The organism is Hydrogenophaga sp. L76 (assembly GCF_057654755.1).
In genome coordinates this window covers 1,016,886-1,039,719 of record NZ_CM172807.1, presented here as the reverse complement: position 1 = coordinate 1,039,719, position 22,834 = coordinate 1,016,886, and the positions used below count along the sequence as shown (strand labels likewise).

At 66.1% G+C, this 22,834-nt stretch carries 21 protein-coding genes and 1 pseudogene; 10 read left to right on the top strand and 12 right to left on the bottom strand.

The window, feature by feature from the left end:
* Positions 1-31: 31 nt before the first annotated feature.
* Positions 32-1,552 carry a 3-hydroxyacyl-CoA dehydrogenase gene (locus tag AC23D4_RS04925; protein ID WP_472890532.1) on the bottom strand — a complete coding sequence of 507 codons (1,521 nt, stop codon included), beginning with the start codon at positions 1,550-1,552 and terminating at the stop codon, positions 32-34.
* A 76-nt stretch (positions 1,553-1,628) separates the two neighbouring features.
* Here AC23D4_RS04925 and AC23D4_RS04920 point away from each other — a divergent pair, with 76 nt between their 5' ends.
* From AC23D4_RS04920 to AC23D4_RS04895, 6 genes are all read left to right on the top strand, one after another.
* Entirely contained in the window at positions 1,629-3,047 is a 1,419-nt protein-coding gene (locus tag AC23D4_RS04920; protein WP_472890531.1) for a hypothetical protein, read from the top strand.
* Positions 3,048-3,107: 60 nt separating this feature from the next.
* The gene (gene istA, locus AC23D4_RS04915; protein ID WP_487623627.1) at positions 3,108-4,652 is read left to right on the top strand and encodes an IS21 family transposase; all 1,545 of its coding nucleotides are present in this window, start codon (positions 3,108-3,110) and stop codon (positions 4,650-4,652) included.
* Positions 4,642-5,463 (top strand): IS21-like element ISThsp19 family helper ATPase IstB, encoded by an 822-nt coding sequence (gene istB, locus AC23D4_RS04910; RefSeq protein WP_487623626.1) that lies wholly within the window; start codon positions 4,642-4,644, stop codon positions 5,461-5,463. The genes istA and istB overlap by 11 nt, the downstream gene beginning before the upstream one ends.
* A 274-nt stretch (positions 5,464-5,737) precedes the next feature.
* The gene (locus tag AC23D4_RS04905) at positions 5,738-6,502 is read left to right on the top strand and encodes a hypothetical protein (RefSeq protein ID WP_472889325.1); all 765 of its coding nucleotides are present in this window, start codon (positions 5,738-5,740) and stop codon (positions 6,500-6,502) included.
* A gap of 59 nt (positions 6,503-6,561) precedes the next feature.
* On the top strand, positions 6,562-7,905 hold the full coding sequence (gene glmM / locus AC23D4_RS04900; protein ID WP_472889324.1) for a phosphoglucosamine mutase: 1,344 nt from the start codon (positions 6,562-6,564) through the stop codon (positions 7,903-7,905).
* The gene (locus AC23D4_RS04895) at positions 7,902-8,402 is read left to right on the top strand and encodes a GNAT family N-acetyltransferase (protein WP_472889323.1); all 501 of its coding nucleotides are present in this window, start codon (positions 7,902-7,904) and stop codon (positions 8,400-8,402) included. The genes glmM and AC23D4_RS04895 overlap by 4 nt, the downstream gene beginning before the upstream one ends.
* A gap of 43 nt (positions 8,403-8,445) precedes the next feature.
* Here the strand turns inward: AC23D4_RS04895 and AC23D4_RS04890 are convergent, their stop codons facing one another.
* The 11 genes and pseudogenes from AC23D4_RS04890 to AC23D4_RS04840 form a co-directional block, all read right to left on the bottom strand.
* A complete protein-coding gene (locus AC23D4_RS04890; protein WP_472889322.1) occupies positions 8,446-9,648 on the bottom strand; it encodes an exo-beta-N-acetylmuramidase NamZ family protein in 1,203 nt (400 codons plus the stop codon).
* An 8-nt stretch (positions 9,649-9,656) separates the two neighbouring features.
* Positions 9,657-10,280: a DOMON-like domain-containing protein gene (locus AC23D4_RS04885; RefSeq protein ID WP_472889321.1), complete on the bottom strand. Its 624-nt coding sequence runs from the start codon at positions 10,278-10,280 to the stop codon at positions 9,657-9,659.
* Positions 10,281-10,334: 54 nt separating this feature from the next.
* Positions 10,335-10,751 carry a hypothetical protein gene (locus AC23D4_RS04880; protein ID WP_472889320.1) on the bottom strand — a complete coding sequence of 139 codons (417 nt, stop codon included), beginning with the start codon at positions 10,749-10,751 and terminating at the stop codon, positions 10,335-10,337.
* 135 nt (positions 10,752-10,886) lie between these two features.
* On the bottom strand, positions 10,887-11,915 hold the full coding sequence (gene arsB / locus AC23D4_RS04875; protein WP_472889319.1) for an ACR3 family arsenite efflux transporter: 1,029 nt from the start codon (positions 11,913-11,915) through the stop codon (positions 10,887-10,889).
* Positions 11,916-11,932: 17 nt separating this feature from the next.
* A complete protein-coding gene (locus AC23D4_RS04870) occupies positions 11,933-12,436 on the bottom strand; it encodes an arsenate reductase ArsC (RefSeq protein WP_472889318.1) in 504 nt (167 codons plus the stop codon).
* Positions 12,437-12,440: 4 nt separating this feature from the next.
* Positions 12,441-12,968, bottom strand: coding sequence for an arsenate reductase ArsC (locus AC23D4_RS04865; RefSeq protein ID WP_472889317.1), 528 nt, complete (start codon positions 12,966-12,968; stop codon positions 12,441-12,443).
* Positions 12,969-13,000: 32 nt separating this feature from the next.
* The gene (arsJ, locus tag AC23D4_RS04860) at positions 13,001-14,272 is read right to left on the bottom strand and encodes an organoarsenical effux MFS transporter ArsJ (RefSeq protein ID WP_472889316.1); all 1,272 of its coding nucleotides are present in this window, start codon (positions 14,270-14,272) and stop codon (positions 13,001-13,003) included.
* A 57-nt stretch (positions 14,273-14,329) separates the two neighbouring features.
* Entirely contained in the window at positions 14,330-15,373 is a 1,044-nt protein-coding gene (locus AC23D4_RS04855) for an ArsJ-associated glyceraldehyde-3-phosphate dehydrogenase (RefSeq protein ID WP_472889315.1), read from the bottom strand.
* A 136-nt stretch (positions 15,374-15,509) separates the two neighbouring features.
* Positions 15,510-15,918: pseudogene (locus AC23D4_RS04850) on the bottom strand (VOC family protein).
* A 12-nt stretch (positions 15,919-15,930) separates the two neighbouring features.
* Positions 15,931-17,241 carry a hypothetical protein gene (locus tag AC23D4_RS04845; protein WP_472889314.1) on the bottom strand — a complete coding sequence of 437 codons (1,311 nt, stop codon included), beginning with the start codon at positions 17,239-17,241 and terminating at the stop codon, positions 15,931-15,933.
* A complete protein-coding gene (locus tag AC23D4_RS04840) occupies positions 17,238-17,591 on the bottom strand; it encodes an ArsR/SmtB family transcription factor (RefSeq protein ID WP_226466933.1) in 354 nt (117 codons plus the stop codon). The genes AC23D4_RS04845 and AC23D4_RS04840 overlap by 4 nt, the downstream gene beginning before the upstream one ends.
* Positions 17,592-17,778: 187 nt before the next feature.
* Between AC23D4_RS04840 and AC23D4_RS04835 the strand changes: the two genes are divergently transcribed.
* From AC23D4_RS04835 to ppk1, 4 genes are all read left to right on the top strand, one after another.
* A complete protein-coding gene (locus AC23D4_RS04835) occupies positions 17,779-18,645 on the top strand; it encodes a GNAT family N-acetyltransferase (RefSeq protein ID WP_472889313.1) in 867 nt (288 codons plus the stop codon).
* A gap of 1 nt (position 18,646) precedes the next feature.
* On the top strand, positions 18,647-19,522 hold the full coding sequence (locus tag AC23D4_RS04830; protein WP_472889312.1) for a UDP-2,3-diacylglucosamine diphosphatase: 876 nt from the start codon (positions 18,647-18,649) through the stop codon (positions 19,520-19,522).
* Between the two features lie 23 nt (positions 19,523-19,545).
* Positions 19,546-20,670: a glycosyltransferase family 4 protein gene (locus tag AC23D4_RS04825; RefSeq protein ID WP_472889311.1), complete on the top strand. Its 1,125-nt coding sequence runs from the start codon at positions 19,546-19,548 to the stop codon at positions 20,668-20,670.
* A gap of 76 nt (positions 20,671-20,746) precedes the next feature.
* Positions 20,747-22,828, top strand: a complete 2,082-nt coding sequence (gene ppk1 / locus AC23D4_RS04820; protein WP_472889310.1) for a polyphosphate kinase 1 — start codon at positions 20,747-20,749, stop codon at positions 22,826-22,828.
* Positions 22,829-22,834: the final 6 nt, after the last annotated feature.

Here is a 22,834-nt window from a genome sequence, read left to right as displayed (position 1 = left end):
TGTGGTGTGTGTTCGTGTCGGCTGGCAGATTTCAGGCTTCTTCGTGCATCAGGCTCAGGCCCAGTGCGCCACGGCGGCGCAGCCAGGGCGAAGGGCGGTAGCGCGGGTCGCCGTAAACGGTCTGCATGTTGAAGAGGATCTCCAGCACATTGGTCGGGCCGATGCGATCCCCCATGGCCAGCGGCCCCATGGGATAGCCCAGGCCCAGTGTGACCGCCACTTCGAGGTCTTTCGGGCTGCAGACGCCCTGCTGGCACATGTCGGCCGCGATGTTGACGATGGTGGCCACGACACGTTGTGTCACGAAGCCGCCGCTGTCGCGCACCACGCTCACGGCCTTGCCATCGCTGGCGAAGAGGGCGTGGGCGGCATCGCGCATGTCGGGCCGGGTGGCCGGGTTGGTGGCGAGCACGCGCCGCTTGGTGGCGGTGTCGTCGAGCATCATGTCGATGCCGACGGTGCGGCTGGGGTCGAGGCGCTCCACGGCGGCGAGCGTGGTGACATCCAGCCCCAGCGGCGCCACCAGAATCAGGGCGGCGGAAGAGGGTGCCGCGGCGGTCTCGATGCTGGCCCCCAGAGTTTTGAGCAACTGGTAGATCTCGGGGCGGCGTGCCGCCTTGGGCGACACCCACACCGGTGGCAACGAGGACGCACCGGGGACGGGTGGTTCGGCCGGTACCTGCGCCACACCGTTGTCATAGGCGTAGAAGCCCTCGCCCACTTTCTTGCCCACCACACCACCGGCCAGTCGCTGAGCGGTGATCACGCTGGGGCGGTAACGCGGTTCATCGTAGTACTGGCGGTAGATCGACTCCATGACCGGATGCGACACATCCAGCGCGGTCAGGTCCATCAGCTCGAACGGTCCGAGCCTGAAGCCCATCTGGTCCTTGAGGATGCGGTCGATGGTGGCAAAGTCGGCCACGCGTTCCCCGACCACGCGCAACGCCTCGGTGCCATATCCCCGTCCGGCGTGGTTCACGATAAAGCCGGGGGTGTCCTGTGCCGATACCGGGGTGTGACCGAACTGGCGCGCGTAGTCCGTCAGTTGCTGGCACACAACGGGACTGGTTTTCAGCCCGGCGATCACTTCGACCACCCGCATCAAAGGCACAGGATTGAAAAAATGAAAACCGGCGAGCTGGGCGGGGCGCTGCAGTGCCGCCCCGATCGCGGTGACCGACAGCGACGATGTGTTGGTGGCCAGCACCGCTTCTGGCGTGACAACCGCCTCCAGTTCAGCGAACAGCCGCTGCTTCACGTCGAGCTTTTCCACGATGGCCTCGACCACCAGCGCACACGGCGCCATATCCGACGCCGCGCTGGCCAGCGATACGCGTGCCACGTACGCCGCTTGCATGTCGGGCGTGAGCTTGTTTTTGAGCACCAGCTTTTGCCAGGTGTCCGCCAGTGCGGCGCGGGCCGCCTCGGCGGCGCCCGGCTGGAGATCGAATAGCAGAACATGGCTGCCGGCCTGAACAGCCATCTGGGCGATGCCGCGCCCCATGGCTCCAGTGCCCACGATACCAACGGTTGGGAAAATAGGTTGCATATGAAAGTATTCTTTCGAGAGGGATGGCGACAAGCTATGACAAAATGTTCCAACCTAGGAAAGAAGGGATTCTGACGTGCGCCAAATACTGGTGGGCTCCATTTTGCTATCAACTGTCCTGATCAGTCAGGCGGTGACCTTGGGCCGCCACAGTGGCCCGGCCGTGATTGGTCGCGGTCTTGACGTTCGGGTGCAGGCGATGGTAGGGCCGGATGAAGACGCGTCGGCCCTGTGTATCCAGGCCGAGGTGTTCTTCGGTGATGCCCTGGTGTCGCCCGCTTCGGTTCGCACAAGCACGCAGCGCAGCGCGCCGGATGCGCAAGTATCGGTGCGCATTGAGACGTCGCAACCGGTGAACGAGCCTGTGGTGACGATCCTTGTTCGCGCAGGCTGTGACATGCCCTTCTCTCGTCGTTATGTGTTGCTGGCCGACCCCCTGAGTGAGCCTGCGGTCAGTGCTGTCCCGGCATCGGCTGAGACGGGCGGCTCCGCAAGAGCCTCGATCTCGTCTTTGCCGGCTGTTCCCCGCAACGAGGACCTCAGCACCTCCGCGAGATCCGGTGCAAGCGCCAGCGGCACGGGCGTCGAAACCTCGCCCGTCGCGACGCCGAGAGCAGCCATTGCCGCACCTTTGCCGAAGGCCGCTGCTTCCCGGCCCCGACCGGCCAGCGTGGTGCGCAAGCCCGCCGTTGCGGCGCCTCAAGCAGCGGTTCCTCGGCTGCAGCTAGATCCCGTCGATCTGGGCCTGAGCATCGAGCGCGATCCGGTGCTCAAGCTCTCGTTGTCATTGCTGAGCGAACCCACCACGTCTGAAGAAACGCGAGCAGCGGCGGGCTTGCTCTGGAAAGCCATCAACGCCTCGCCCGAAGTGATCCTGCGCGATGCGCAAAAGCTCTCGGTGCTGGAGGCAGAGTCCAAGGGGCTGCGAGAGCAGGAGGCGCGCAACAAAGTTGCGCTGCAGGCGATGGAAGCGCAGCTGGTGAAAGCGCGCTACATGACCTGGCTGGCCTACCTGCTGGGTGCGCTGTTGTTGCTGTCCTTGTTCGCTTTCCTGTTCACCCGCCGCCGGCGCGGGCGCCATGAAGAGGCGCCCGCGAACGCGGCTTGGTGGGCGGATGCCGAGAAAGTTGGCAAGGGCACCGCCGTGACGAAATCCGCCGATTCCAACCGGACCGATCCGTCGGGTGTGGACATTGATTTGACCCTTGGGCGGGAGTCATCCTTTGATGGATACCGTTCCCTGCATGACTCCACCATGGGTATCAACAGACTGCCGGCCGGTACAGAGGGCGACCATCGCGAATACCCGGCCAGCCAGGTCGGGGTATCGCGGTCGGTGGCCACCGAGGAACTGTTTGATGTCCAGCAGCAAGCCGACTTTTTCGTTTCGCTCGGCGAAAACGACAAGGCCATTGGCGTGCTCAAGGAACATCTGGCCTGTTGGCGCCGACCGAAAACTGAGCCACTTTTGAGGGTAGTGCCGACCCAAAACTGAGCCAGGTGAACAACCTACTCTGCTGTTTTTATGTGCAGCAGAGGACAAGGAGTGATCACCATGGACATGATTGGCAGGATCCGGCATTTGCATGCCCGGAAGAACAAATCGGAGCGCGAGATATCGCGCATGACAGGGCTCTCGCGCAACACGGTGGCGAAGTGGTTGCACGGCGAGGTGGACGGCCCGCCGAAGTACCGGCGCGGCGAACAGCCCAGCAAACTCACGGCGTTCCATGACGCACTCAGGCAGGCCTTGAAGGCCGATGCACGTCGGCCCAAGCACGAGCGGCGCACGGCCAAGGCGCTGTACGCCGAGATCAGGCGCGCGGGCTACGAGGGCGGGTACACGCGAGTGACCGACTTCATCCGGGCATGGCGCCAGAGCGAGGGTCAGGGGTCTGCGGGCAACGCCTTCGTGCCGCTGACCTTCGAGCTGGGCGAGGCCTTCCAGTTCGACTGGAGCGAGGAAGGCATGGTGATCGGTGGCATCTACTACCGGGTGCAGGTCTCACACATGAAGCTGTGTGCTTCACGGGCCTTCTGGCTGGTGGCCTACCCCAGCCAGGGCCACGAGATGCTGTTCGATGCCCACACCCGGTCGTTCGCGGCACTCGGCGGTGTGGCCCGACGCGGCATCTACGACAACATGAAGACCGCTGTAGACAAGGTCAAGAAGGGCAAGGGTCGCATCGTCAACGAGCGCTTTGCCACCATGTGCGCGCACTACCTGTACGACCCGGACTTCTGCAACGTGGCCAGCGGCTGGGAGAAAGGGGTGGTGGAGAAGAACGTGCAGGACAGCCGTCGGCGCATCTGGATCGACGCGGCCAAGATCAAGTTCGGCAGCTTCACCGAACTCAACGCCTGGCTGGGCCAGCGCTGCCGCGCGCTGTGGGACGAGGTGCGCCACCCCGAGCACACCCAGTTCAGCGTGGCCGAGATGCTCGAACACGAGCGCGCGCACCTCATGCCCATGCCGGTGCCGTTCGACGGCTACGTCGAGAAACCCGCGCGGGTCTCCAGCACCTGCCTGGTGTCGGTGGCGCGCAACCGATATTCCGTGCCGTGCGAACGGGTCGGCCAGTTGGTCAGCACACGGCTGTACCCGGGCAGCGTGGCCATCGTGGCCGACGACACCATCGTGGCGCGCCACGAGCGGCTGAGCAACGCGGGCGAGACCCGGTACGACTGGCAGCACTACATCCCGCTGCTGCAGAGGAAGCCCGGTGCCCTGAGGAACGGCGCGCCCTTTGCCGACATGCCCGAGGCCCTGCAGCGGCTGCGCCGAGGGCTGCTGCGCAACCCGGGTGGCGACCGGGTGATGGCGCAGGTGCTGGCCATTGTGCTCAGCGCCGGTCTGGACGCGGTGCTGGTGGCCATCGAGCTGGCACTGGAGAGCGGTCCACCGGGCAAGGTCAGCGTGGAGCATGTGGTCAACGTGCTGAACCGGCTCAACGCGCAGCCGATACCGCCCACGGCGGCCACACTGTTGAAGGTGAGCACGCCGCCGCTGGCGAACACGGCTCGCTACGACAGCCTGCGTTCGGACACCGTGGGCAACATTGTGGGAGTGACCACCGAAGGAGCCGGCCATGAAGACTGATGTGCTGGTCGAACTCAAGGCACTGCGCCTGCACGGCATGGCCGGGGCGTGGGCCGATCTGGTCGAGCAAGGGGGTGGTAAGGGAGGCGGTGTGGGCATCGAGTCCTCGCGCTGGCTGATCGAGCACCTGTTGCAGGCCGAGGGCACGGACCGCGCGATGCGCTCGGTCAGCCACCAGATGCACGCGGCGAAGTTCCCGGTGCACCGCGACATGGCGGGCTTTGACTTCGAGGTCTCGCCGGTGGACCGCAAGCTGGTGGAGACTCTGGCCACCACGGCCTTCACCGACGAGGCGCACAACGTGGTGCTGGTGGGCGGGCCGGGCACAGGCAAGACCCATCTGGCCACGGCCATGGGCGTCTCGGGCATCACCCGGCACGGCAAGCGGGTGCGCTTCTACTCCACGGTCGATCTGGTCAACGCACTGGAGCAGGAGAAGGCCCAAGGCAAGGCCGGGCGCATCGCAGCCAGCCTGCTGCGCATGGACCTGGTCATTCTGGACGAGCTGGGCTATCTGCCGTTCAGCCAGGCCGGCGGGGCGTTGCTGTTCCACCTGCTGAGCAAGCTGTACGAACACACCAGCGTGATGATCACGACCAACCTGGACTTCGCAGAATGGTCCAGCGTGTTCGGCGACGCGAAGATGACCACCGCGCTGCTGGACCGTCTCACTCACCACTGCCACATCGTGGAGACAGGCAACGAGTCGATCCGTTTCAGTCGCAGCACAGCTGCAGCCAAGAAGCGTATCAAGGCCCGCGAGCAGGCGCGAAAGAATACCTCGACGCAGGCTGAGCCCGACCCATTCTGAGCAAGTGCCGTGCTGTGCAAGCCGCTACAGGCTACGCCCTGCGCGGCTTGCACAGCGCCTTCAACACAACAACAAGGAGATCGCCGAACCAGGACAGCACCTACACTTATCCACAGCCGACCCCACAAAAGTCGGCTTCCACCCCTGGCTCAATATTCAGTCGGCACGGTGGCTCAAATTTGGATCGGCGCCGACACATGGCGCTTCGAGCGGTCCGGGAAAGGGCTATGACACGGATACCGAGGCGTATCAAAGTCCCCACTACTCCCGTACGATGGAGATCACTGCCGAGCAGTACGCCAAGCTCAAGCAGTTTGGTGATGCTGCCATTAAGGAGGACTGGCGCTACTTTCGTGGCGAGTACAACGGCGCGACCAACAGCTGCGTCGATTTCACGTGGGGTGCACTGAAGCACGCGGGCTTCAACATCCATCGCCCTGAGGTGACCACACACGACGGCACGGTGGTTTCGCCTGAGCACAATGGATCGATCGAGAACCATTTCGAAGGCCGGCTCCAGCCGGCCCGGAACAAGCTGGACATCCAGCAACTGGTCGATCCGGTCTTGGGCAGCCCGCTGAACTCCGAGAAATCGAATCCGCCGCCGGATCGCTCGTTTCTGCAGCACCTCATCAGCGACAACGAAACCGGTTCCCCGGCTCAACGCGAGGCGGCCCGGCAGTTCAAGGCGCAGTTGGGGGCGCGACTGGGACAGCTGGGCATGAACGACGCTCAGGTCAACACTTTGGCCGCCGCAGCGGCCAAAGAACACACACGACACGCGGGTCAAGGGGATGTTCAGTCCTGCTACCTGAGCAAGGACGGCAACACCATTGCCATGCGGCAGGCCTACCCGCCCCTGCGGGAGTTTGATGTCAACGTGGCGTTGGGTCGCAGTGAGCAGAGCCACTGGAGCGAAGCGGCGGCGCTGGACCGTGGCCGGGGCGGCGACGCGGTGGCTTCCCGCGAAGACCCGGTTGCCCGGTACCACGCGGCGCTGTCGCAGCCGATGGAAGCGCCTGCTCTGTCGCGCGGCTGATTTCATGGGCGATGCAGCTCATACAGGACCGTCCCGTGCAGCCCCCTAAAATCGAACCCATGACCCGTAAATACTTTGGCACCGACGGCATCCGCGGCACCGTCGGCCAGGCCCCGATCACGCCCGATTTTGTTCTCAAGCTGGCCCACGCCGTGGGGCGCGTGCTCAAGCGCGACGAGGCGCACCCCACGGTGCTCATCGGCAAGGACACGCGCATCTCGGGCTACATGCTGGAAAGCGCGCTGGAGTCCGGCTTCAACTCCGCCGGGGTGGACGTGGTCTTGCTCGGCCCTGTGCCGACACCGGCCGTGGCCTACCTGACCCGTGCACAGCGCGCGAGCCTGGGAGTGGTGATCTCGGCGAGTCACAACCCGTTTGATGACAACGGCATCAAATTCTTCAGCGCTCAGGGCAACAAGCTCCCGGACGACTGGGAGCACGCCGTCGAGGCCGAGCTGGACAAGGATCCGGTCTGGGCCGACTCGCGCAACCTGGGCAAGGCGCGACGCATGGACGACGCGGCGGGCCGCTACATCGAGTTCTGCAAGAGCACCTTCTCCAACGACCTCACGCTCAAGGGCCTGAAGATTGTGGTCGATGCCGCCCACGGCGCGGCCTACCAGATCGCGCCCGCGGTGTTCCACGAGCTGGGCGCCGAGGTGGTGCGCATCGGCTGCGCCCCTGACGGGCTGAACATCAACCACGAAGTGGGTGCGACCCATCCGCAGGCACTGGTTGATGCCGTGCGGGTGAGCGGAGCCCACTATGGCGTGGCCCTCGACGGCGATGCGGACCGGCTGCAACTGGTGGACGCCAGCGGGCGCCTGTACAACGGCGACGAGCTGCTGTACCTGATCGCGGCCGACCGCATCGCGCGCGACGTGGACGTGCCCGGCGTGGTGGGCACGCTGATGACCAACATGGCGGTCGAGGTGGCGTTCCGGAAACGCGGGGTCAGGTTCGTGCGCGCCAAGGTGGGCGACCGTTACGTGCTCGAAGAGCTGGAACGCCACGGCTGGATCCTCGGCGGTGAAGGCTCGGGGCACTTGCTGGTGCTGGACAAACACACCACCGGCGACGGCCTGGTGTCGGCGCTGCAGGTGTTGCAGGCCTGCGCCGGCAGCGGCAAGACCATGGCGCAGCTGCTGGCCGATGTGACGCTGTTTCCGCAGACCTTGATCAATGTGCGACTGCAGCCAGGGCAGGACTGGAAAACCAACACCCTGCTGGCCGACGAGACGAAAGCGGTTGAGGCCGAGCTGGGGGACACGGGGCGCGTGCTGATCCGCGCCAGCGGCACCGAGCCGCTGCTGAGGGTGATGGTCGAGGCGCGCGATCCCCAGCAGGCGCAAGCCTGCGCCGAGCGGCTGGTGAACGCGGTGAAATCGCAGGTGCCGGCATGAACGCGCCCGGTGTATCCAGCATCAGCGTGCTGCGCGCCGACTACGCCCATCCTGTGCATGCGGCTGCGCTGGTGACCCTGCTCGATGCCTACGCCAGCGATCCAGCGGGCGGCGGTGATGGCCTGAGCGACTTTGCCAAAGCCCACCTGGTCGGCGAACTCGCGGCGCGGCCGCAGGCCTACAGCGTGCTGGCATTCGACGGTGATGCGCCGGTGGGGCTGGTCAACTGCATCGAGGGGTTTTCGACGTTCGCATGCAAGCCACTGGTCAATGTGCACGACGTGACGGTGCTGACCAGCCACCGCGGGCGTGGCATTGCCGAGCAGATGCTGACACTGGCCGAAGTCATCGCCCGCGAGCGCGGCGCGGTGAAGATGACGCTGGAGGTGCTCTCGGGCAATGCCAGCGCGAAGAAAGTCTACGAGCGCATCGGCTACGCCGGTTACCAGCTGGACCCGGCCATGGGCACGGCGCAGTTCATGCAGAAGTGGCTGTGAACTGACCCACCCCGCCGCATCCTGGTAGGCAGTTCCTCGTCGCTCAGTAGAGCAGGTGGGGTGTCCGGGTCTCTATCCAGCCCGCTTCGTCCGGTTTGGTGATCGCATCAAGGTCTTCGGGCTTTGACTTCGGATCGTCCACCCATTCGCGCAGCGCCGGCCCGCCGTTGATCAGGTCGATGGCCAGGCGATCGTGTTCGTACTCGTAGGCGAAGTCGCGCCACAGCGGGTAGTCGGGCGCCTGCAGCCGCAGGGCTTTGAAGGCCAGTGCCTGCAGTCGCCAGGGCTGGAAGGTGGCGTGGTCGTAATGCGTCGGGTCTTCCACGTGGATCTGCACGCCGGCGCACAGATGGCCTGCGTGTTTGTGGAAGGTGGGCTCGAAGAAACACTCGCGCAGCACACAGCCTTTGAGCCACTGCGGCGCGATGCGGCGCATGTCGGCAATCAGGCGACGCGCGTCGATGCCGGGGGCGCCGAACAGCTCCAGCGGGCGCGTGGTGCCGCGGCCTTCGCTGAGCGTCGTGCCTTCGAGCATCACGGTGCCGGCGTAGGCGCGGGCCATCCAGAGGTTGGCGGCGTTGGGGCTGGGGTTGACCCAGGTGCGCTCGGTGGGCCAGCCGAAACCGGGCGCTGCGTCGGGCGCCCAGCCTTCCATGGTGATCACGCGGTATTCGACGGTCAGGCCCAGCGTGGCAATGAACCAGTGGCCGAGCTCGCCCATGGTCATGCCGTGGCGCATGGGCATGGGGCCGGCGCCGACGAAGCTTTCCCAGCCGGGGCGCAATGTCAGGCCTTCCACCGGGCGGCCCGCGGGGTTGGGGCGGTCGAGCACCCAGACGGCCTTGCCGTGTTGCGCGGCGGCTTCGAGCACGTAACGCAGCGTGGTGATGAAGGTGTAGATGCGGCAGCCCAGGTCCTGCAGATCGACCAGCAGCACATCGAACGTGTCCATCATGGCGTCGGTCGGGCGGCGCACCTCGCCGTAGAGGCTGAACACCGGGATGCCGAGGCGCGGGTCGAGGTAGTCGGGCGACTCGACCATGTTGTCCTGCTTGTCGCCGCGCAGGCCGTGCTGCGGGCCGAAGGCGGCCGTGAGATTCACGTCGGGCAGGGCGGCGAGCGCGTCGAGCGAATGGGTGAGGCCGCGGGTGACCGAGGCGGGGTGGGCCAGCAGGGCGATCCGTCGGCCGGCCAGCGGGGCACGCAGGGCGGGGTCTTCCAGAAAACGTTCAATGCCGAATTTCATGCGGGGTGTCAGGCGGGGTTGAGAGGGGCTGTGGGAAACGGTGGCAGGTCGAGCACATGCGCGAAACCGGCGCGGTGGTGAAAGTCGGGGCGTGCGGCGGGGTGGTGCAGGGCCCAGTAGCTGAGCTGGCCGTCGCGGGTCTCCAGGACGGCGCTCAGACCCAGGACCAGGGGCGTGCTGGCCGCGGCTGGCGGCCGTGGCAGCCAGATCTGCAGATCGAGGGACTGCGGTTGTTCCACGAACACCAGCTCGGGCGCGAAGGGCGCTGCGGCCGCTTCGGCGGGCAGATCACGCACCCGTTCGGCGCTGAAGCGGTAGGCCGCCCAATGCCCCGACGGCGAAAAATTGAACTCCTGGTAGGCAGGCTCGCCAGTGCGTGCGACGAAGGCCTCAAAGCAGGTGTGCTGCCACAGGCCATCGGCCGGTCCGGGCGTGTCGGGGGGCGGGATGAGCAGACCCGCGGTGTCGCCCGTGATGCGGTAGTGCAGCAGCCAGCCGGCGCCCGTCTCGGAGCCCGCCGCTGCCAGCGACACGCTCAGCTGCAGGTCGAGCGGGCAGGGCGTGGCGGGGTGGCAGGTCAGCGCCAGCGGCCTCGCGGGCAGTGGCTGGATCGGGGTGGGGGAGGAAGTCACAGCGCCGTATTCTGGCAGGCCGGAGCCGCACCGGCCGTGGTCAGCGCGTCGCGCTCACGGCTGGTAACACCGGCCCGAAGGGTCGTTGTCGATGCGGATCAGCTGGTTGTTGCCACCGCCCCAGACGGTGCCCCCGGTGAAGGTCAGGCAGCCTTCGCCTTTGTAGTGGGTGATGATGCGGCGGGCATCGCTGCCGAGGTAAAACGGGATCCAGCGCTTGCCGGTGTCGTGGGAGTACATCGCATCGGCCTCGCCGATGCGCTTTCGGACCGACTGGGCCTCCATGCCGATCCGGAGCTGGGCAAACCGGCTGCCGGGAGCGGCGGTGCCCGTGACCTCGCCTTCAGACTGGCCGTCGATGGACTTTACCTCGCGCACTGGCGGCTCGGTGGGTTCGAGGGAAATGCTGGAGCAACCCCAGAGGGACAGTGACAGCAAGCTGGTCACCAGCAGGGTGCGCGGTGCGTGCATGGGGTTCTCCTGGTTGGACGGTGATCGCAGCGACCGAAGCAGACGGTCATCACCGAAAGGGGCCGCCGGGGCAGGCGGCCACCGGCAGGTCGTTCAAATTGTAGTGAGGATGCTGGTGCAGCGCGATGCTGCTGCTCAGATCGCCTGGGGCTCGAACCAGTGCCGCGTGCGGTTGATCAGCGCCACCAGCGACAGCATCACCGGCACCTCCACCAGCACGCCGACCACCGTGGCCAGCGCGGCGCCCGAGTGCAGGCCGAAGAGCGAGATCGCGACCGCTACCGCCAGCTCGAAGAAATTCGAGGTGCCGATCAGACAGGCCGGGGCCGCGATGTTGTGTGGCAGCTTGAGCCAGCGCGCGCCCACGTAACCGATGGCAAAGATGCCGTAGGTCTGTATCAGCAGGGGGATGGCGATCAGCCCGATCACCAGCGGCTGGGCCACGATGGTCTCGGCCTGGAAGCCGAACAGCAGCACCACGGTGGCGATCAGGCCCACCACGGACCAGGGCTTGAGCAGTTTCACGAACGCGCTCACGGCCGCCTCGCCACCGCGCGAGCGCAGCCATTGCCGCGTGAGCACGCCGGCCACCAGCGGCAGCACGACATAGAGCACGGTGGACAGCAGCAGCGTCTGCCAGGGTACGGCCAGATCGGTCACGCCGAGCAGGAAAGCGGCAATCGGCGCGAAGGCGAAGACCATGATGAGGTCGTTCACCGACACCTGCACCAGCGTGTAGTTGGGGTCGCCTTTGGTGAGCTGGCTCCAGACGAAGACCATGGCGGTGCAGGGCGCCACGCCCAGCAGGATCATGCCGGCGATGTATTCGTTGGCGGACTGCGGGTCCACGAAGGGCGCGAACAGGTATTTGAAGAACAGCACGCCCAGAGCGGCCATGGTGAAGGGCTTGATGAGCCAGTTGATCACCACCGTGAGGATCAGGCCCTGAGGCTTTTTGCCGACGTCGCGCACGGCCGCGAAGTCGATCTGGATCATCATCGGGTAGATCATGATCCAGATCAGCACGGCGACGATCAGGTTGACGTGCGCGAATTCAATCGCCGCGATCGCGGCGAAGCTGGCTGGCGTGAGCAGGCCCAGGCCGACACCCGCGAGGATGCCCAGGCCGACCCAGACGGTGAGGTAGCGTTCGAAGAGTCCCATGCGGCGATTGTGAGGGCTCAGGCCTGGGCCAGGCGCCGGGCTTCGGTCTCCAGCATCAGGCGGTCAAGCTGGGGCAGGGGCAGGTTCATGAGCAGTTCCAGCCGCTGGTGCAGCGCGTGCAAGACCTGCTTGAAGGCATACAGCTGTTCGTCGTGGCTGCCGGTCAGTAGCGTCGGGTCTTCATAGCTCCAGTGCGCGGTGGCGGGGTGGCCTGGCCAGACCGGGCAGACTTCCGCTGCCGCGTCGTCACACAGCGTGATGATCAGGTCCATGTGTGGCGCTTCGGGCAGCGCGAACTGATCCCAGCCTTTGCTGCCCAGACCATCGGTGCGGATGCCGGCCGCTTGCAACACTTCCAGTGTCAGCGGGTGCGCAGTCCCGTCCGGGCTGGGTTGACAACCGGCCGAGTGGGCGCGAAAGGTGGGCCCATCCATGTGGTTGAGCACGGCTTCGGCCATCAGGCTGCGGGCGGTGTTGTGGTTGCAGAGAAAGAGGACGTGAAGGGGATGCTGGAGGCTCATGGGCTCAGGCGCTGGCGATGGTGGGTTCGGTGGCCGTGACCAGGCCAATGTCGGCCACTTCTTTCTGCAGGGCCAGACGGCTGAGCTTTTCAATCGGCAGGCACATCAGGAGCGAGATGCGGCGCGAGAGCACGCTGAACGCATCGTTGAAGGCGCGCTGGCGCTGCTCTTCGGTGCCGGTGGCGGCGGCCGGGTCGGCCACGCCCCAGTGGGCCGAGATCGGTTGTCCGGGCCAGACCGGGCAGACTTCGGCCGCCGCCTTGTCGCAGACGGTGAACACGAAATCCATCACCGGCGCACCCGGTGCGGCGAACTCGTCCCAGTTCTTGCTGCGCAGGCTGTCGGTCTTGTAGTGGTTGCGCTGCAGCAGATCGATGGTCATGGGGTTGACGCTGCCCACGGCCTGGCTGCCCGCGCTGTGGCCGCGGAATCGGCCCGCCGACTGCGCGTTGAGAATGGCTTCGGCCATGATGCTGCGGGCCGAATTGCCGGTGCAGAGGAACAGCACGTTGTAGACCTTGGGGGTGTTCATGGGGGTGTCCTTCGATGGAGGGAATGCAGGAACTAGGGCGTGGGTGAGGGAGATCCGTGGAGCGCCAGGCGTGTGGGCAAACCCAGTGTCAGCAGCCAGCACACCAGCAGCATCAGCGCCGAGCCCACCAGGGCGTAGAGCAGGCCGCCCCACTGGTAGAGCAGGCCCGACATCAGCGTGCCGAAGAAGCGGCCCAGGGCGTTGGCGGCGTAATAGAAGCCCACGTCCTCGGCAGCCTTCTCGCTGCCGGCGTAGGCCAGGATCAGGTAGGAGTGCACCGAAGAGTTGACGGCGAAGGCGAAGCCGAACAGGCCCAGGCCGCCGACCACCCACCACTGCAAATTCGGCGCTTCCAGCAGCACGGCCGCAGCGATGCCCACCGGGATCAGCGCCAGCGCCAGCGACCACCAGCGTGCTGCCGGCACCTCGGCGCTCAGGCCGTCGGCACTGCGCCTGACGATGTTGGGCGCGAGTGCCTGCACCAGGCCGTAGCCGATGGTCCAGAGCGCAAGGAAGCCGCCGACCATGGTGAAGGTCCAGCCCTGCGAGTACAGGAACACCGGCACGCCGACCACGAACCACACGTCGCGCGCGCCGAACAGCGCCACGCGCGCGGCGGCCAGCGCGTTGATGCCGGCATTTTTCGCGAACAGCTCCTTGGCCGATTTGGACGCCTTGCTCTTGCCCATCAGTGGCGGCACGAAGCCCACCACGCCCGCCAGCACCAGCACCAGCAAGCCCGCCATGGCCCAGAGCGCGTGCTGGAAGCCCAGCGCATCGAGCAGCAGGCCGCCGAGGAAGAAGCCGAAGCCCTTCATGGCGTTCTTGCTGCCGGTGAACCACGCCACCCACTTGAACAACTGGCCGGAGCCCTGGTTCTTCGCCTGGTCGGCGGTGATCTTGATGGCCGACTTGCTCGCGGTCTTGGTCAGGTCCTTGGCCACGCCGCAGATGCCTTGCGCCACCACCACCCAGGCCACCGACATGACCGCCGTCCAGGCCGGGTTCAGCAGCGAGAGCAGGGTGAATCCTGTGATCTGCGTGACCAGGCCCACGGTCAGCATGCGCTGGATGCCGTAGCGCGTGGCCAGCCAGCCGCCGATCAGGTTGGCCAGCACGCCGGCCGCTTCGTAGAGCAGGAACAGGAAGGCCAGCGTGAACGGCGAATAGCCCAGGCGGTAGAAATGCAGCAGCACCAGCATGCGCAACGCGCCGTCGGTGAGCGTGAAGCCCCAGTAGGCGGCGGTGACGATGGCGTAGTTGCGGGTGGCGCTGCTGGCGCCAGACGAGACGGAGGTGCTCATGGTGCGGGCTTCGACAGGCTCAGCCCGAACGGTGTTGATGCTTGGGCCTGCATGGCTTCAGATGCCCTGGGCTTCGAGGTAACAAGCCAGGTCCACCATGCGGGTGGCGTAGCCCATCTCGTTGTCGTACCAGGCATAGACCTTGAGCAAGGTGCCGTCGGTCACCATGGTCGAGAGGCCGTCCACGATGGAGCTGCGCGTGTCGCGCGCGTAATCGGCGCTCACCAGCGGACGGCTTTCGTAACCCAGGATGCCGGCCAGTGGACCCTTGGCGGCGGCTTCAAAAAGGGCGTTGACCTCTTCGGCCGTGGTCGCGCGGTTGAGCTCGAACACGCAGTCGGTCAGCGAGGCGTTGAGCGCGGGCACACGCACCGCGTGGCCGTTGAGCTTGCCCTTGAGTTCGGGGTAGATCAGCGCGATGGCGGTGGCGCTGCCGGTGGTCGTGGGCGCGAGGTTGACCATGGCGCTGCGGGCTCGGCGCAGGTCTTTGTGGGGCGCGTCCACCACCAGGTTGGTGTTGGTCGGGTTGTGCAGCGTGGTGATCTGGCCATGCTTGATGCCGATCGCTTCGTGCACCACCTTCACGACCGGCGCCAGGCAGTTGGTGGTGCAGCTGGCGGCGGTCACGATGCGGTCGCGCGCCGGGTTGTAGAGGTGTTCGTTGACGCCGACCACGATGTTGAGCACGTCGCCCACCTTCACCGGTGCCGCCACGATCACGCGCTTGGCGCCCCGGTCCAGGTGGCCCTGGATCGTTTCGGGGGTGAGGAACTTGCCGCTGCATTCGAGCACCAGGTCCACGCCCAGGTCGCCCCAGGGGATTTCTGCGGCGGTGGCGTGTTCGCTGAACGACAGGCGGTGGTCATTGATGCGGATCGCGTCGCTGCCCTCGGCGGCGATGTCCGCGCGCCATTTGCCTTGCACCGTGTCAAAGGCCAGCAGGTGGGCGGTGGCGGCAGACCCGCCCTTGATTTCGTTCAGGTGCACGACGTCCAGGCGGTTGCCGTTGCGCGGGTCGATGGCTTCGCGTTCGATCGCGCCGAAGGCGGCGCGCAGGGCGAGACGGCCCATACGGCCCATGCCGTTGATACCAACTTTCATGTTGACAGGTCCAGTGAAGGGGAAAAATCGGGAATCGGATCGGGCGTGAACGCTTCAAAAAACGTTGAATTGTCCCGCGTCCATATGACGAATGTGTGACATCGGGTCGGATGTCACACAGCGGCCATACAGGCCATCAGCGCCCGCAGCAGCCGGCGGCTGACGCCGAAGCCGCGGCCGGACTGCAGCAGGCGCTGGCCGAAGAGGCTGCGGGCGCTGGCGAGCAGCACGCTGTGGCCGCAGGTGCCGCGGCTTCGTTGAACACGGGGATGTTGCCCAGCGTGTGGAACTGCTCCCAGGCCACGCCTTGCGGGTCGGTGATCCAGTATTTGTCGCTGCGGGCGTAACAGCAGGTGGTTTCGCCTTCGTCGAGCAGGGCCATGTCGGCCGCCAGCGCCTGGGCCTTGAGCGCACCGAGCTCGTCGGCCGACGAAACTGGCGTAATCGCCTTCGGTGCGGGTGGGCGGCTGGTTGAACAGGGCCGAATAAAAGCCAATGTTCTTGTCCAGGTCGTTGACGTGCAGGTGGACGTGAAAACGTTTCATCGGAATCTCCAGTCAGGCTTGAAAGGGAAGGGTTTCGGGGAGCGTGGTAGCGGCCGGCAGCACCACCACCGGTGAGAAGCCGCCGCCTTCGGTGCGGAAGTTTGTGGTCTGGCCCGACCAGGTGCGCGCGGCCAGCAGCTGCACCTGGCCGCGGTAGGTGTAGGCGCGCAGGTCCAGCTTGAGCAGCGTGGTCTCGCCGTCAACAGACACCAGCCGTTCGCTGGGCGGTACGGTGGTCTGGGCGACGTAGTCCCCCGCGAGGATGTCGCCCCACACGCGCCGGGTGAGCTTGTCGCCGCGGTAGGCGGCGCGGGCGCCGAAGCCGGCAGCGGGTTTGAAGAACAGCGTGCGCCGCCGGCTCCAGAGGTCATCTGCGTTATCGGCCGTGACGGGTTGTGTGGCGGGCACCACCTGGCTCAGCACGGCGCGGTCGCTCTCGCTCACGCCCCAGGATTCGAGCAGTGCGGCATCGGACAGCGCGATCAGGTTGCGTTTGTCGGCGTACAACGCGTGGGTGCGGGGATGCGGCGTGACCACGGCCGCGCCCGCGCGGTAGGCCTGCTGCAGCGCGTCGTGGCTGCTGTCCTGCAGGTAGAAGTCGGTCAGGCGGTTGTAGACCAGGTCCACCGGCATGCCGGCCGGCAGGGCCGGGTGCCAGAGCGCGCCATCGCGCCACTGCAGCTCGCGCGCATCGGCCACCACGGCGATCAGGCCCTTCGCGGCCAACAGCGCGCGCACCATTTCGAATTCAGGCGCCAGGTACTGTTCGCCGGGTGCGTCGTCCACGATCAGCACGTTGCGCAGCGGCGCGTCGCCGCGCTGCGATTGCCACTCGGCGCGGAACATGGCGACGAACACGTCGTCGAGCCGTTGCAGCGCATCCTCCGGGTCAAACAATGGCTCGAAGCCGGTGCAGCAGGCGCGGTGCGCCCGCGCCAGCGCAGCGTTGAGCAGGGCGCCGCCGGCGTTGCTGTTGATCTCGATCAGCTTGGGGCCGTCGGCGGCGAGGTGGAAGTCGTAACCCATGAAGACGCCGGCCGGGCCCCAGTCCAGCGCCGCGATCGGGTTCGCGCGCGCCAGGGCCTGGGCGTGCCAGGCGGGCAGGGCGATCACACGTTCCAGCGTCTGCACGGCCATCACGATCTGCTGCTGCACCCTGGGGTCGAGGAGCACCGCGCTGGCCGAGAACAGGTGCGGGTGGCTCTCGGCCAGCCGCGCGCTGAGACCGCCGAGCGCCGGGCTGGTTTCCAGCTGCTCGCGCAATCGGTTGGGCTGCAAGGTCTGGCAGGCACAGCCGAGGTTGATCGCGTCGGCCAGGTTCATGGCGCCGTCCCGCAACCGGTGCACCCGGCATCCACCGGGATTTCGCAGGGTTCACCGGCGCAGCAGTGTTCGGTGAGGTATCCGAGCAGGGCGTTCATGCGGTCGAAGCTGGCGCGGTAGATCAGGTGGCGGCCCTGCGGCTCGGCACTCACCAGATCGGCGTGAGCCAGTTCCTTGAGGTGGAACGAGAGCGCGCTGGGCGACACCCCCAGCTGCTCGGCCAGGACGCCGGGCGTGAGGCCGTCGGGGCCGGCCACGACCAGCGCACGGAAGGCGCGCAGGCGTTGCACCTGGGCGAGCGCGGCCAGCGCGCTCAGGGCCTGGGATTCCAAGGGTGATGTGATTTCCATATTTCAATATTACTTGAAACGTGGAACCGATGCCTGTTTTTTCCATGCCCACACGGGTCAGGGGTTGTCATCAAAACTTCATGCCGCTGCCACGAACGGGACATGCGTGATGCCAAGAATGCAGGTTCATGACCACGAGCACACCGACCACAGCGCCTGCGACGGGCGCATCCACCAGGAGCCTGCCATGAGAGAACTGCCCACCCCCACACTGAACCTCTCGCCGGTGAGCCGGCCCCGGGGGTTGCTTCATCCGGGCTCACCTGCTCAGTCTCGGCCCCTGGTGGCCAACCCGTTGGCGGAAATTCCCGCGGCCGGCGGTATCGAAGTCTCGTGGGCCCGCCACCTGGACGAGGTTCGTGAAGCGCAACGACTGAGGCACGCGGTGTTTGCCGTCGAGATGGGGGCCATCCTGTCCAAGGCCGTGCCCGGTCACGACGTGGACCTGTTCGATGACTTTTGCGAACACCTGCTGGTTCGCGACAGCGCGACGCGCCAGGTGATCGGCACCTACCGCGTGCTCACGCCGGCCCAGGCCCGGCGCGTGGGCAGCACCTACAGCGACACCGAATTCGACCTGACCCGACTGCGCAATGTGCGCGAGCGCATGGTGGAGCTGGGCCGCAGCTGCGTGCACCGCGACCACCGACACGGCGGCGTGATCATGGCGCTGTGGGGTGCGCTGGCCGAATTCATGGTGCGCAACCAGCTCGACACCATGATCGGTTGCGCCAGCATCCCCATGCAGCACCAGGGTGAACATGGCATGGTGGGAGGTGGCCACGCGGCGGCCAGCATCTGGCGCCAGGTGAAGGAGAAGCACCTCGCCTCCATCGAATTCCACGTGCGCCCGCGCCTGCCGCTGCCGATCGAACAGCTCGACGACACGCTCGACGTGGAGCCGCCCGCGCTGATCAAAGGTTATCTGCGCCTCGGCGCCAAGGTGCTGGGCGCGCCCGCCTGGGATCCCGACTTCAACGCCGCCGACCTGCCGATGATGATGCGCATCGCCGATCTGCCAGCGCGCTACCGCAAGCACTTCCTGGGCGCTTGAGATGCGCACGGCCTTCGAAGCACTGGGCGGTTGGGGGCAGGTGGGGAATCTGTCTGCAGGCTTCGAAACCAACGACGAGCATCCCAACGATGGCGGAGAACGGCCCCGTTACCGGGCCGTTTTCATTTCCGACCTGCACCTGGGCACGGCGGGCTGTCAGGCCGGCGCCTTGCTGGAGTTCCTGAAGCACCATCCCAGCCACACCCTGTATCTGGTGGGCGACATCATCGACGGCTGGCAGCTGCGCCGCAAATGGTTCTGGCCGCAGGCGCACAACGATGTGGTGCAGAAGCTGCTGCGGCGTGCCCGCAAGGGCTGCCGGGTGGTGTTCGTGCCAGGCAACCACGACGAGTTCGCGCGCCAGTTCCATGGCCACAACTTCGGCGGCATCGAGGTCAGCAACGAGGCCGTTCACACCATGGCCGACGGGCAGCGCCTGTGGGTCGTGCACGGTGACCACTTTGACGGCGTGATCCAGTGCGCCAAGTGGCTGGCTTACGTGGGCGACAACCTCTATGAGTTCACGCTGCGGCTGAACCGCCACCTGAACTCGCTGCGCGCGCGCCTGGGCCTGCCGTACTGGTCGCTCTCGCAATACCTCAAGCACAAGGTCAAGAGCGCGCTGAACTACGTGACCGATTTTGAGCGCGCCGTGGCCGCCGAAGCGCGTCACAAGGGCTACCAGGGCGTGGTCTGCGGGCACATCCACCGCCCGGAAATGCGCCACATCGACGGCACGCTCTACTGCAACGATGGCGACTGGGTGGAAAGCCTCTCGGCGCTGGTCGAGCACATGGATGGCCGGCTGGAGCTGGTGCACTGGATTCCTTCCATTGCTGAACGGCCATCAGAGCCGCAGCTGCGCCAGACCGCCTGAAAGAGACACCCAGGGAGACAACAATGAAACTGGTTCTTGTGACAGACACCTGGTTGCCCCAGGTCAACGGCGTGGTGAGCACGCTGATGGAGCTGGTGCGCCAGCTCCAGGCGCGTGGCGACGAAGTGGTGGTGATCCAGCCCGGGCAGTTCCGCACCCGACCGTGCCCGGGGTATCCGGGCATAGCGATGGCGCTGTTCCCCGGCCGGCAACTGGCGCGCATGGTGAATGCGGCCAACCCCGACGCCATCCACATCGCCACCGAAGGCCCGCTGGGCTGGGCGGCGCGAAGCCACTGCCTGCGACGCGGACTGCCTTTCACCACCGCCTTCCACACCAAGTTCCCCGAGATATTGCACACGATGCTGCGCGTGCCGCTGTCCTGGAGCTATGCGTTGTTGCGCCGTTTCCACCGGCCCAGCAGCGGCGTCATGGTGCCGACCCGTGGTGTGCTCGACATGCTGGCGCAGCGCGGTTTTCACAACCTTCGTGAATGGACGCACGGGGTCGACACGCGCCTGTTTGCGCTCGCCCCCGAGGCCACCGAATGCCCACCCCTGGGCCATCTGGCGAGGCCGGTGAGCCTGTTCGTGGGGCGCGTGGCCGCGGAAAAGAACATCGAGGCGTTCCTCTCGCTCGACGTGCCGGGCAGCAAGGTGGTGTGTGGCGTGGGGCCGTTGCTGACCGCGCTGCAGGAGCGCTATCCCAATGTGCACTGGCTCGGCGTGTTGCCGCGCCAGGAACTCGCGCAGGTGTACGCCGCGGCCGACGTGTTCGTGTTTCCCTGCCGCAATGAAACCTTCGGGCAGGTGATGCTCGAAGCCATGGCCTGCGGTGTGCCGGTGGCGGCGTATCCGGTGGACGGGCCTCTGCAGGTGTTGGGAGAGGCCGGTGCCGGCGCGATGCGCGACGATCTGCGCGAGGCCTGGTTCGAGGCGCTGAAGGTCAAGCGCCATGCGGCGCGCGCCCGCGCCCAGCAGTTCGGCTGGGGCCGCGCCACGGCCCTGTTTGTCTCTTTTCTGGTGCTGTTCCCGCCGCGGCAGCGCAAACCCCGGCCGTCGCCGCTGAACGCCGCCGCTGCCGCGCGGTCCTTGCCGGGCATCGATGTCGTCCGACTGTCACACAAACGTCATCCAGCTGTTGAATAATCGTCAAGATCATGTGGCATGGACGCCAGCCAAAACCGGCTGGACCTTGCCGCATCCCCTGATACCCACGGTTTTCATGAGCGCCAGCAACCCCCAGACCCGCCTGACTTTTCTGGACCGAGACCACAGCATCCTGGCTTTCAACGAGCGGGTGATGGACTGGGCGCGCCGGACCGATGTCCCCCTGCTGGAACGCCTGCGCTACCTGAGCATCGTTTCCAGCAACCTCGACGAGTTCTTCGAGGTGCGCATGGCGCCCCAGCTCAACGCGCACAAGACCCATGAGCAGCGCGGCCTGTACACCGTCGAAACCTACGAACAGCTGTCCGCCAAGGTACACGCCCTGGTGGCGCAGCAGTACGCCATCTACAACGACGAACTGCTGCCCTTGCTGGAGAAGAAGGGCATCAAGCTGGTGGCCCACGGTGAGCGCAACCCGCGCCAGCGCCGCTGGGTCAAGGAGTTCTTTCAGCGCGAAGTGCAACCCCTGTTGTTGCCTGTGGGCCTGGACCCGGCGCACCCGTTTCCCCAGGTGGCGAACAAGTCGCTCAATTTCATCGTGCGGCTCACCGGCAAGGACGCCTTTGGCCGCGAGAACGAGATCGCCATCGTCAAGGTGCCGCGCATCCTGCCGCGGTTTTTCCGCATGCCGCCGGTCAAGGGCTCAAAGCAGAGCCACTTTGTCTCCATCTCCAGCCTGATCCGCTCGCACCTGGCCGACCTGTTCCCGGGCCGGCAAGTGACCGAGTTCTCGCAGTTCCGCGTCACGCGCCACTCCGACCTCGCGGTGGACGAGGAAGAGGTGAAAAACCTGCGCACCGCGCTGCGCAAAGGCCTGCAGCAACGTCACTATGGTGAAGCGCTGCGCCTGGAAATATCGGCCGGCTGCTCCGAATACCTCGCCAGTTTTCTGCTGGCGCAGTTCGCCTTGCCGCAGGAGGCGCTGTTCCGGGTGCCTGGCCCGGTGAATCTCGTCCGCCTGAACCAGCTGATCGACCAGGTTGACGCGCCTGCGCTGCGCTTTGAACGCTACAACGCCGGCTGGCCGGCGCAACTGGTGCCGGGCCAGTCGTACTTTGAGCAGCTGCAACAGGGCGATGTGCTGATCCACCAGCCCTACGAGAGTTTTGACGCGGTGCTCGCCTTCCTGCGCGAAGCGGTTGAAGATCCGGACGTGCTGGCGATCAAGCAGACCATCTACCGCACGGGCGCCAAGTCCGAGTTGATGAACCTGCTGCGCGAGGCGGTGCGCCGGGGCAAGGAAGTCACCGCGGTGGTGGAGCTCAAGGCACGCTTTGACGAAGAGGCCAACATCAACTACGCCGAACGCCTCGAATCCGTGGGCGCGCAGGTGGTGTACGGCGTGGTGGGCCTGAAGACCCACGCCAAGATGATGCTCATCACGCGGCGGGAAGACGGCCGGCTCAAGCGCTACGCCCACCTCTCCACCGGCAACTACAACCCCGGCACCGCCAGGCTCTACACCGACCTGAGCTACCTCACCGCCGACGACGCGCTCACCGCCGATCTGGAGCAGGTCTTCCTGCACCTGGCCAGCCAGAACCGGTTGCCCAAGCTGAACAAGGTGCTGATCGCCCCGTTCCACCTGCACAAGTCGATGATCGACAAGGTGGAGGCTGTGGGCGCGGCCGCCAAGGCCGGCAAAGAAGCCCGCATCATCCTGAAGATGAACGCGCTGACCGACGAGCCGCTGGCCCGGGCGCTGGTGCAGGCCTCGCAACTGGGCGCCAGGATCGACCTCATCGTGCGCGGCGCCTGCATCCTGCCCGCACAGGTGCCGGGCGTGACCGACAACGTGCGGGTTCGTTCGGTGATCGGCCGGCTGCTGGAGCATTCGCGGGTGTTCTATTTCCGCACCGACGGGGTCGAAGAACTCTGGCTGTCCAGCGCAGACTGGATGAACCGCAACATGCTGAGGCGGGTGGAGCTGGCCTGGCCCGTGACCGACAGCGCACTGCGCCACCGCGTCATGGACGAGTGCCTCTCGGCCTGCCTGCACGACACCAAAGACGCCTGGCTGCTGCAGCCGGATGGTCGTTACATTCCTGCCATTGCACTCACCGGGGCCAAAGGCCGTGCTGCGGTGCCACTTTCAGCGCAGACCAGCCTGATGACGCGCTACGGCAGCAAGGGTTGAAAGCAC

What these genes read in the sequence shown, in the direction of transcription:
- istB (WP_487623626.1), top strand. Translation starts at nt 4,642, where the DNA reads ATGAAGACTGATGTGCTGGTCGAACTCAAGGCACTGCGCCTGCACGGC.
- AC23D4_RS04865 (WP_472889317.1), bottom strand. Translation starts at nt 12,968, where the DNA reads ATGAACACCCCCAAGGTCTACAACGTGCTGTTCCTCTGCACCGGCAAT.
- AC23D4_RS04840 (WP_226466933.1), bottom strand. Translation starts at nt 17,591, where the DNA reads ATGGAAATCACATCACCCTTGGAATCCCAGGCCCTGAGCGCGCTGGCC.
- arsJ (WP_472889316.1), bottom strand. Translation starts at nt 14,272, where the DNA reads ATGAGCACCTCCGTCTCGTCTGGCGCCAGCAGCGCCACCCGCAACTAC.
- arsB (WP_472889319.1), bottom strand. Translation starts at nt 11,915, where the DNA reads ATGGGACTCTTCGAACGCTACCTCACCGTCTGGGTCGGCCTGGGCATC.
- AC23D4_RS04895 (WP_472889323.1), top strand. Translation starts at nt 7,902, where the DNA reads ATGAACGCGCCCGGTGTATCCAGCATCAGCGTGCTGCGCGCCGACTAC.
- AC23D4_RS04905 (WP_472889325.1), top strand. Translation starts at nt 5,738, where the DNA reads ATGGAGATCACTGCCGAGCAGTACGCCAAGCTCAAGCAGTTTGGTGAT.
- AC23D4_RS04825 (WP_472889311.1), top strand. Translation starts at nt 19,546, where the DNA reads ATGAAACTGGTTCTTGTGACAGACACCTGGTTGCCCCAGGTCAACGGC.
- istA (WP_487623627.1), top strand. Translation starts at nt 3,108, where the DNA reads ATGGACATGATTGGCAGGATCCGGCATTTGCATGCCCGGAAGAACAAA.
- AC23D4_RS04880 (WP_472889320.1), bottom strand. Translation starts at nt 10,751, where the DNA reads ATGCACGCACCGCGCACCCTGCTGGTGACCAGCTTGCTGTCACTGTCC.
- AC23D4_RS04835 (WP_472889313.1), top strand. Translation starts at nt 17,779, where the DNA reads ATGAGAGAACTGCCCACCCCCACACTGAACCTCTCGCCGGTGAGCCGG.
- ppk1 (WP_472889310.1), top strand. Translation starts at nt 20,747, where the DNA reads ATGAGCGCCAGCAACCCCCAGACCCGCCTGACTTTTCTGGACCGAGAC.
- AC23D4_RS04855 (WP_472889315.1), bottom strand. Translation starts at nt 15,373, where the DNA reads ATGAAAGTTGGTATCAACGGCATGGGCCGTATGGGCCGTCTCGCCCTG.
- AC23D4_RS04830 (WP_472889312.1), top strand. Translation starts at nt 18,647, where the DNA reads ATGCGCACGGCCTTCGAAGCACTGGGCGGTTGGGGGCAGGTGGGGAAT.
- glmM (WP_472889324.1), top strand. Translation starts at nt 6,562, where the DNA reads ATGACCCGTAAATACTTTGGCACCGACGGCATCCGCGGCACCGTCGGC.
- AC23D4_RS04870 (WP_472889318.1), bottom strand. Translation starts at nt 12,436, where the DNA reads ATGAGCCTCCAGCATCCCCTTCACGTCCTCTTTCTCTGCAACCACAAC.
- AC23D4_RS04890 (WP_472889322.1), bottom strand. Translation starts at nt 9,648, where the DNA reads ATGAAATTCGGCATTGAACGTTTTCTGGAAGACCCCGCCCTGCGTGCC.
- AC23D4_RS04845 (WP_472889314.1), bottom strand. Translation starts at nt 17,241, where the DNA reads ATGAACCTGGCCGACGCGATCAACCTCGGCTGTGCCTGCCAGACCTTG.
- AC23D4_RS04925 (WP_472890532.1), bottom strand. Translation starts at nt 1,552, where the DNA reads ATGCAACCTATTTTCCCAACCGTTGGTATCGTGGGCACTGGAGCCATG.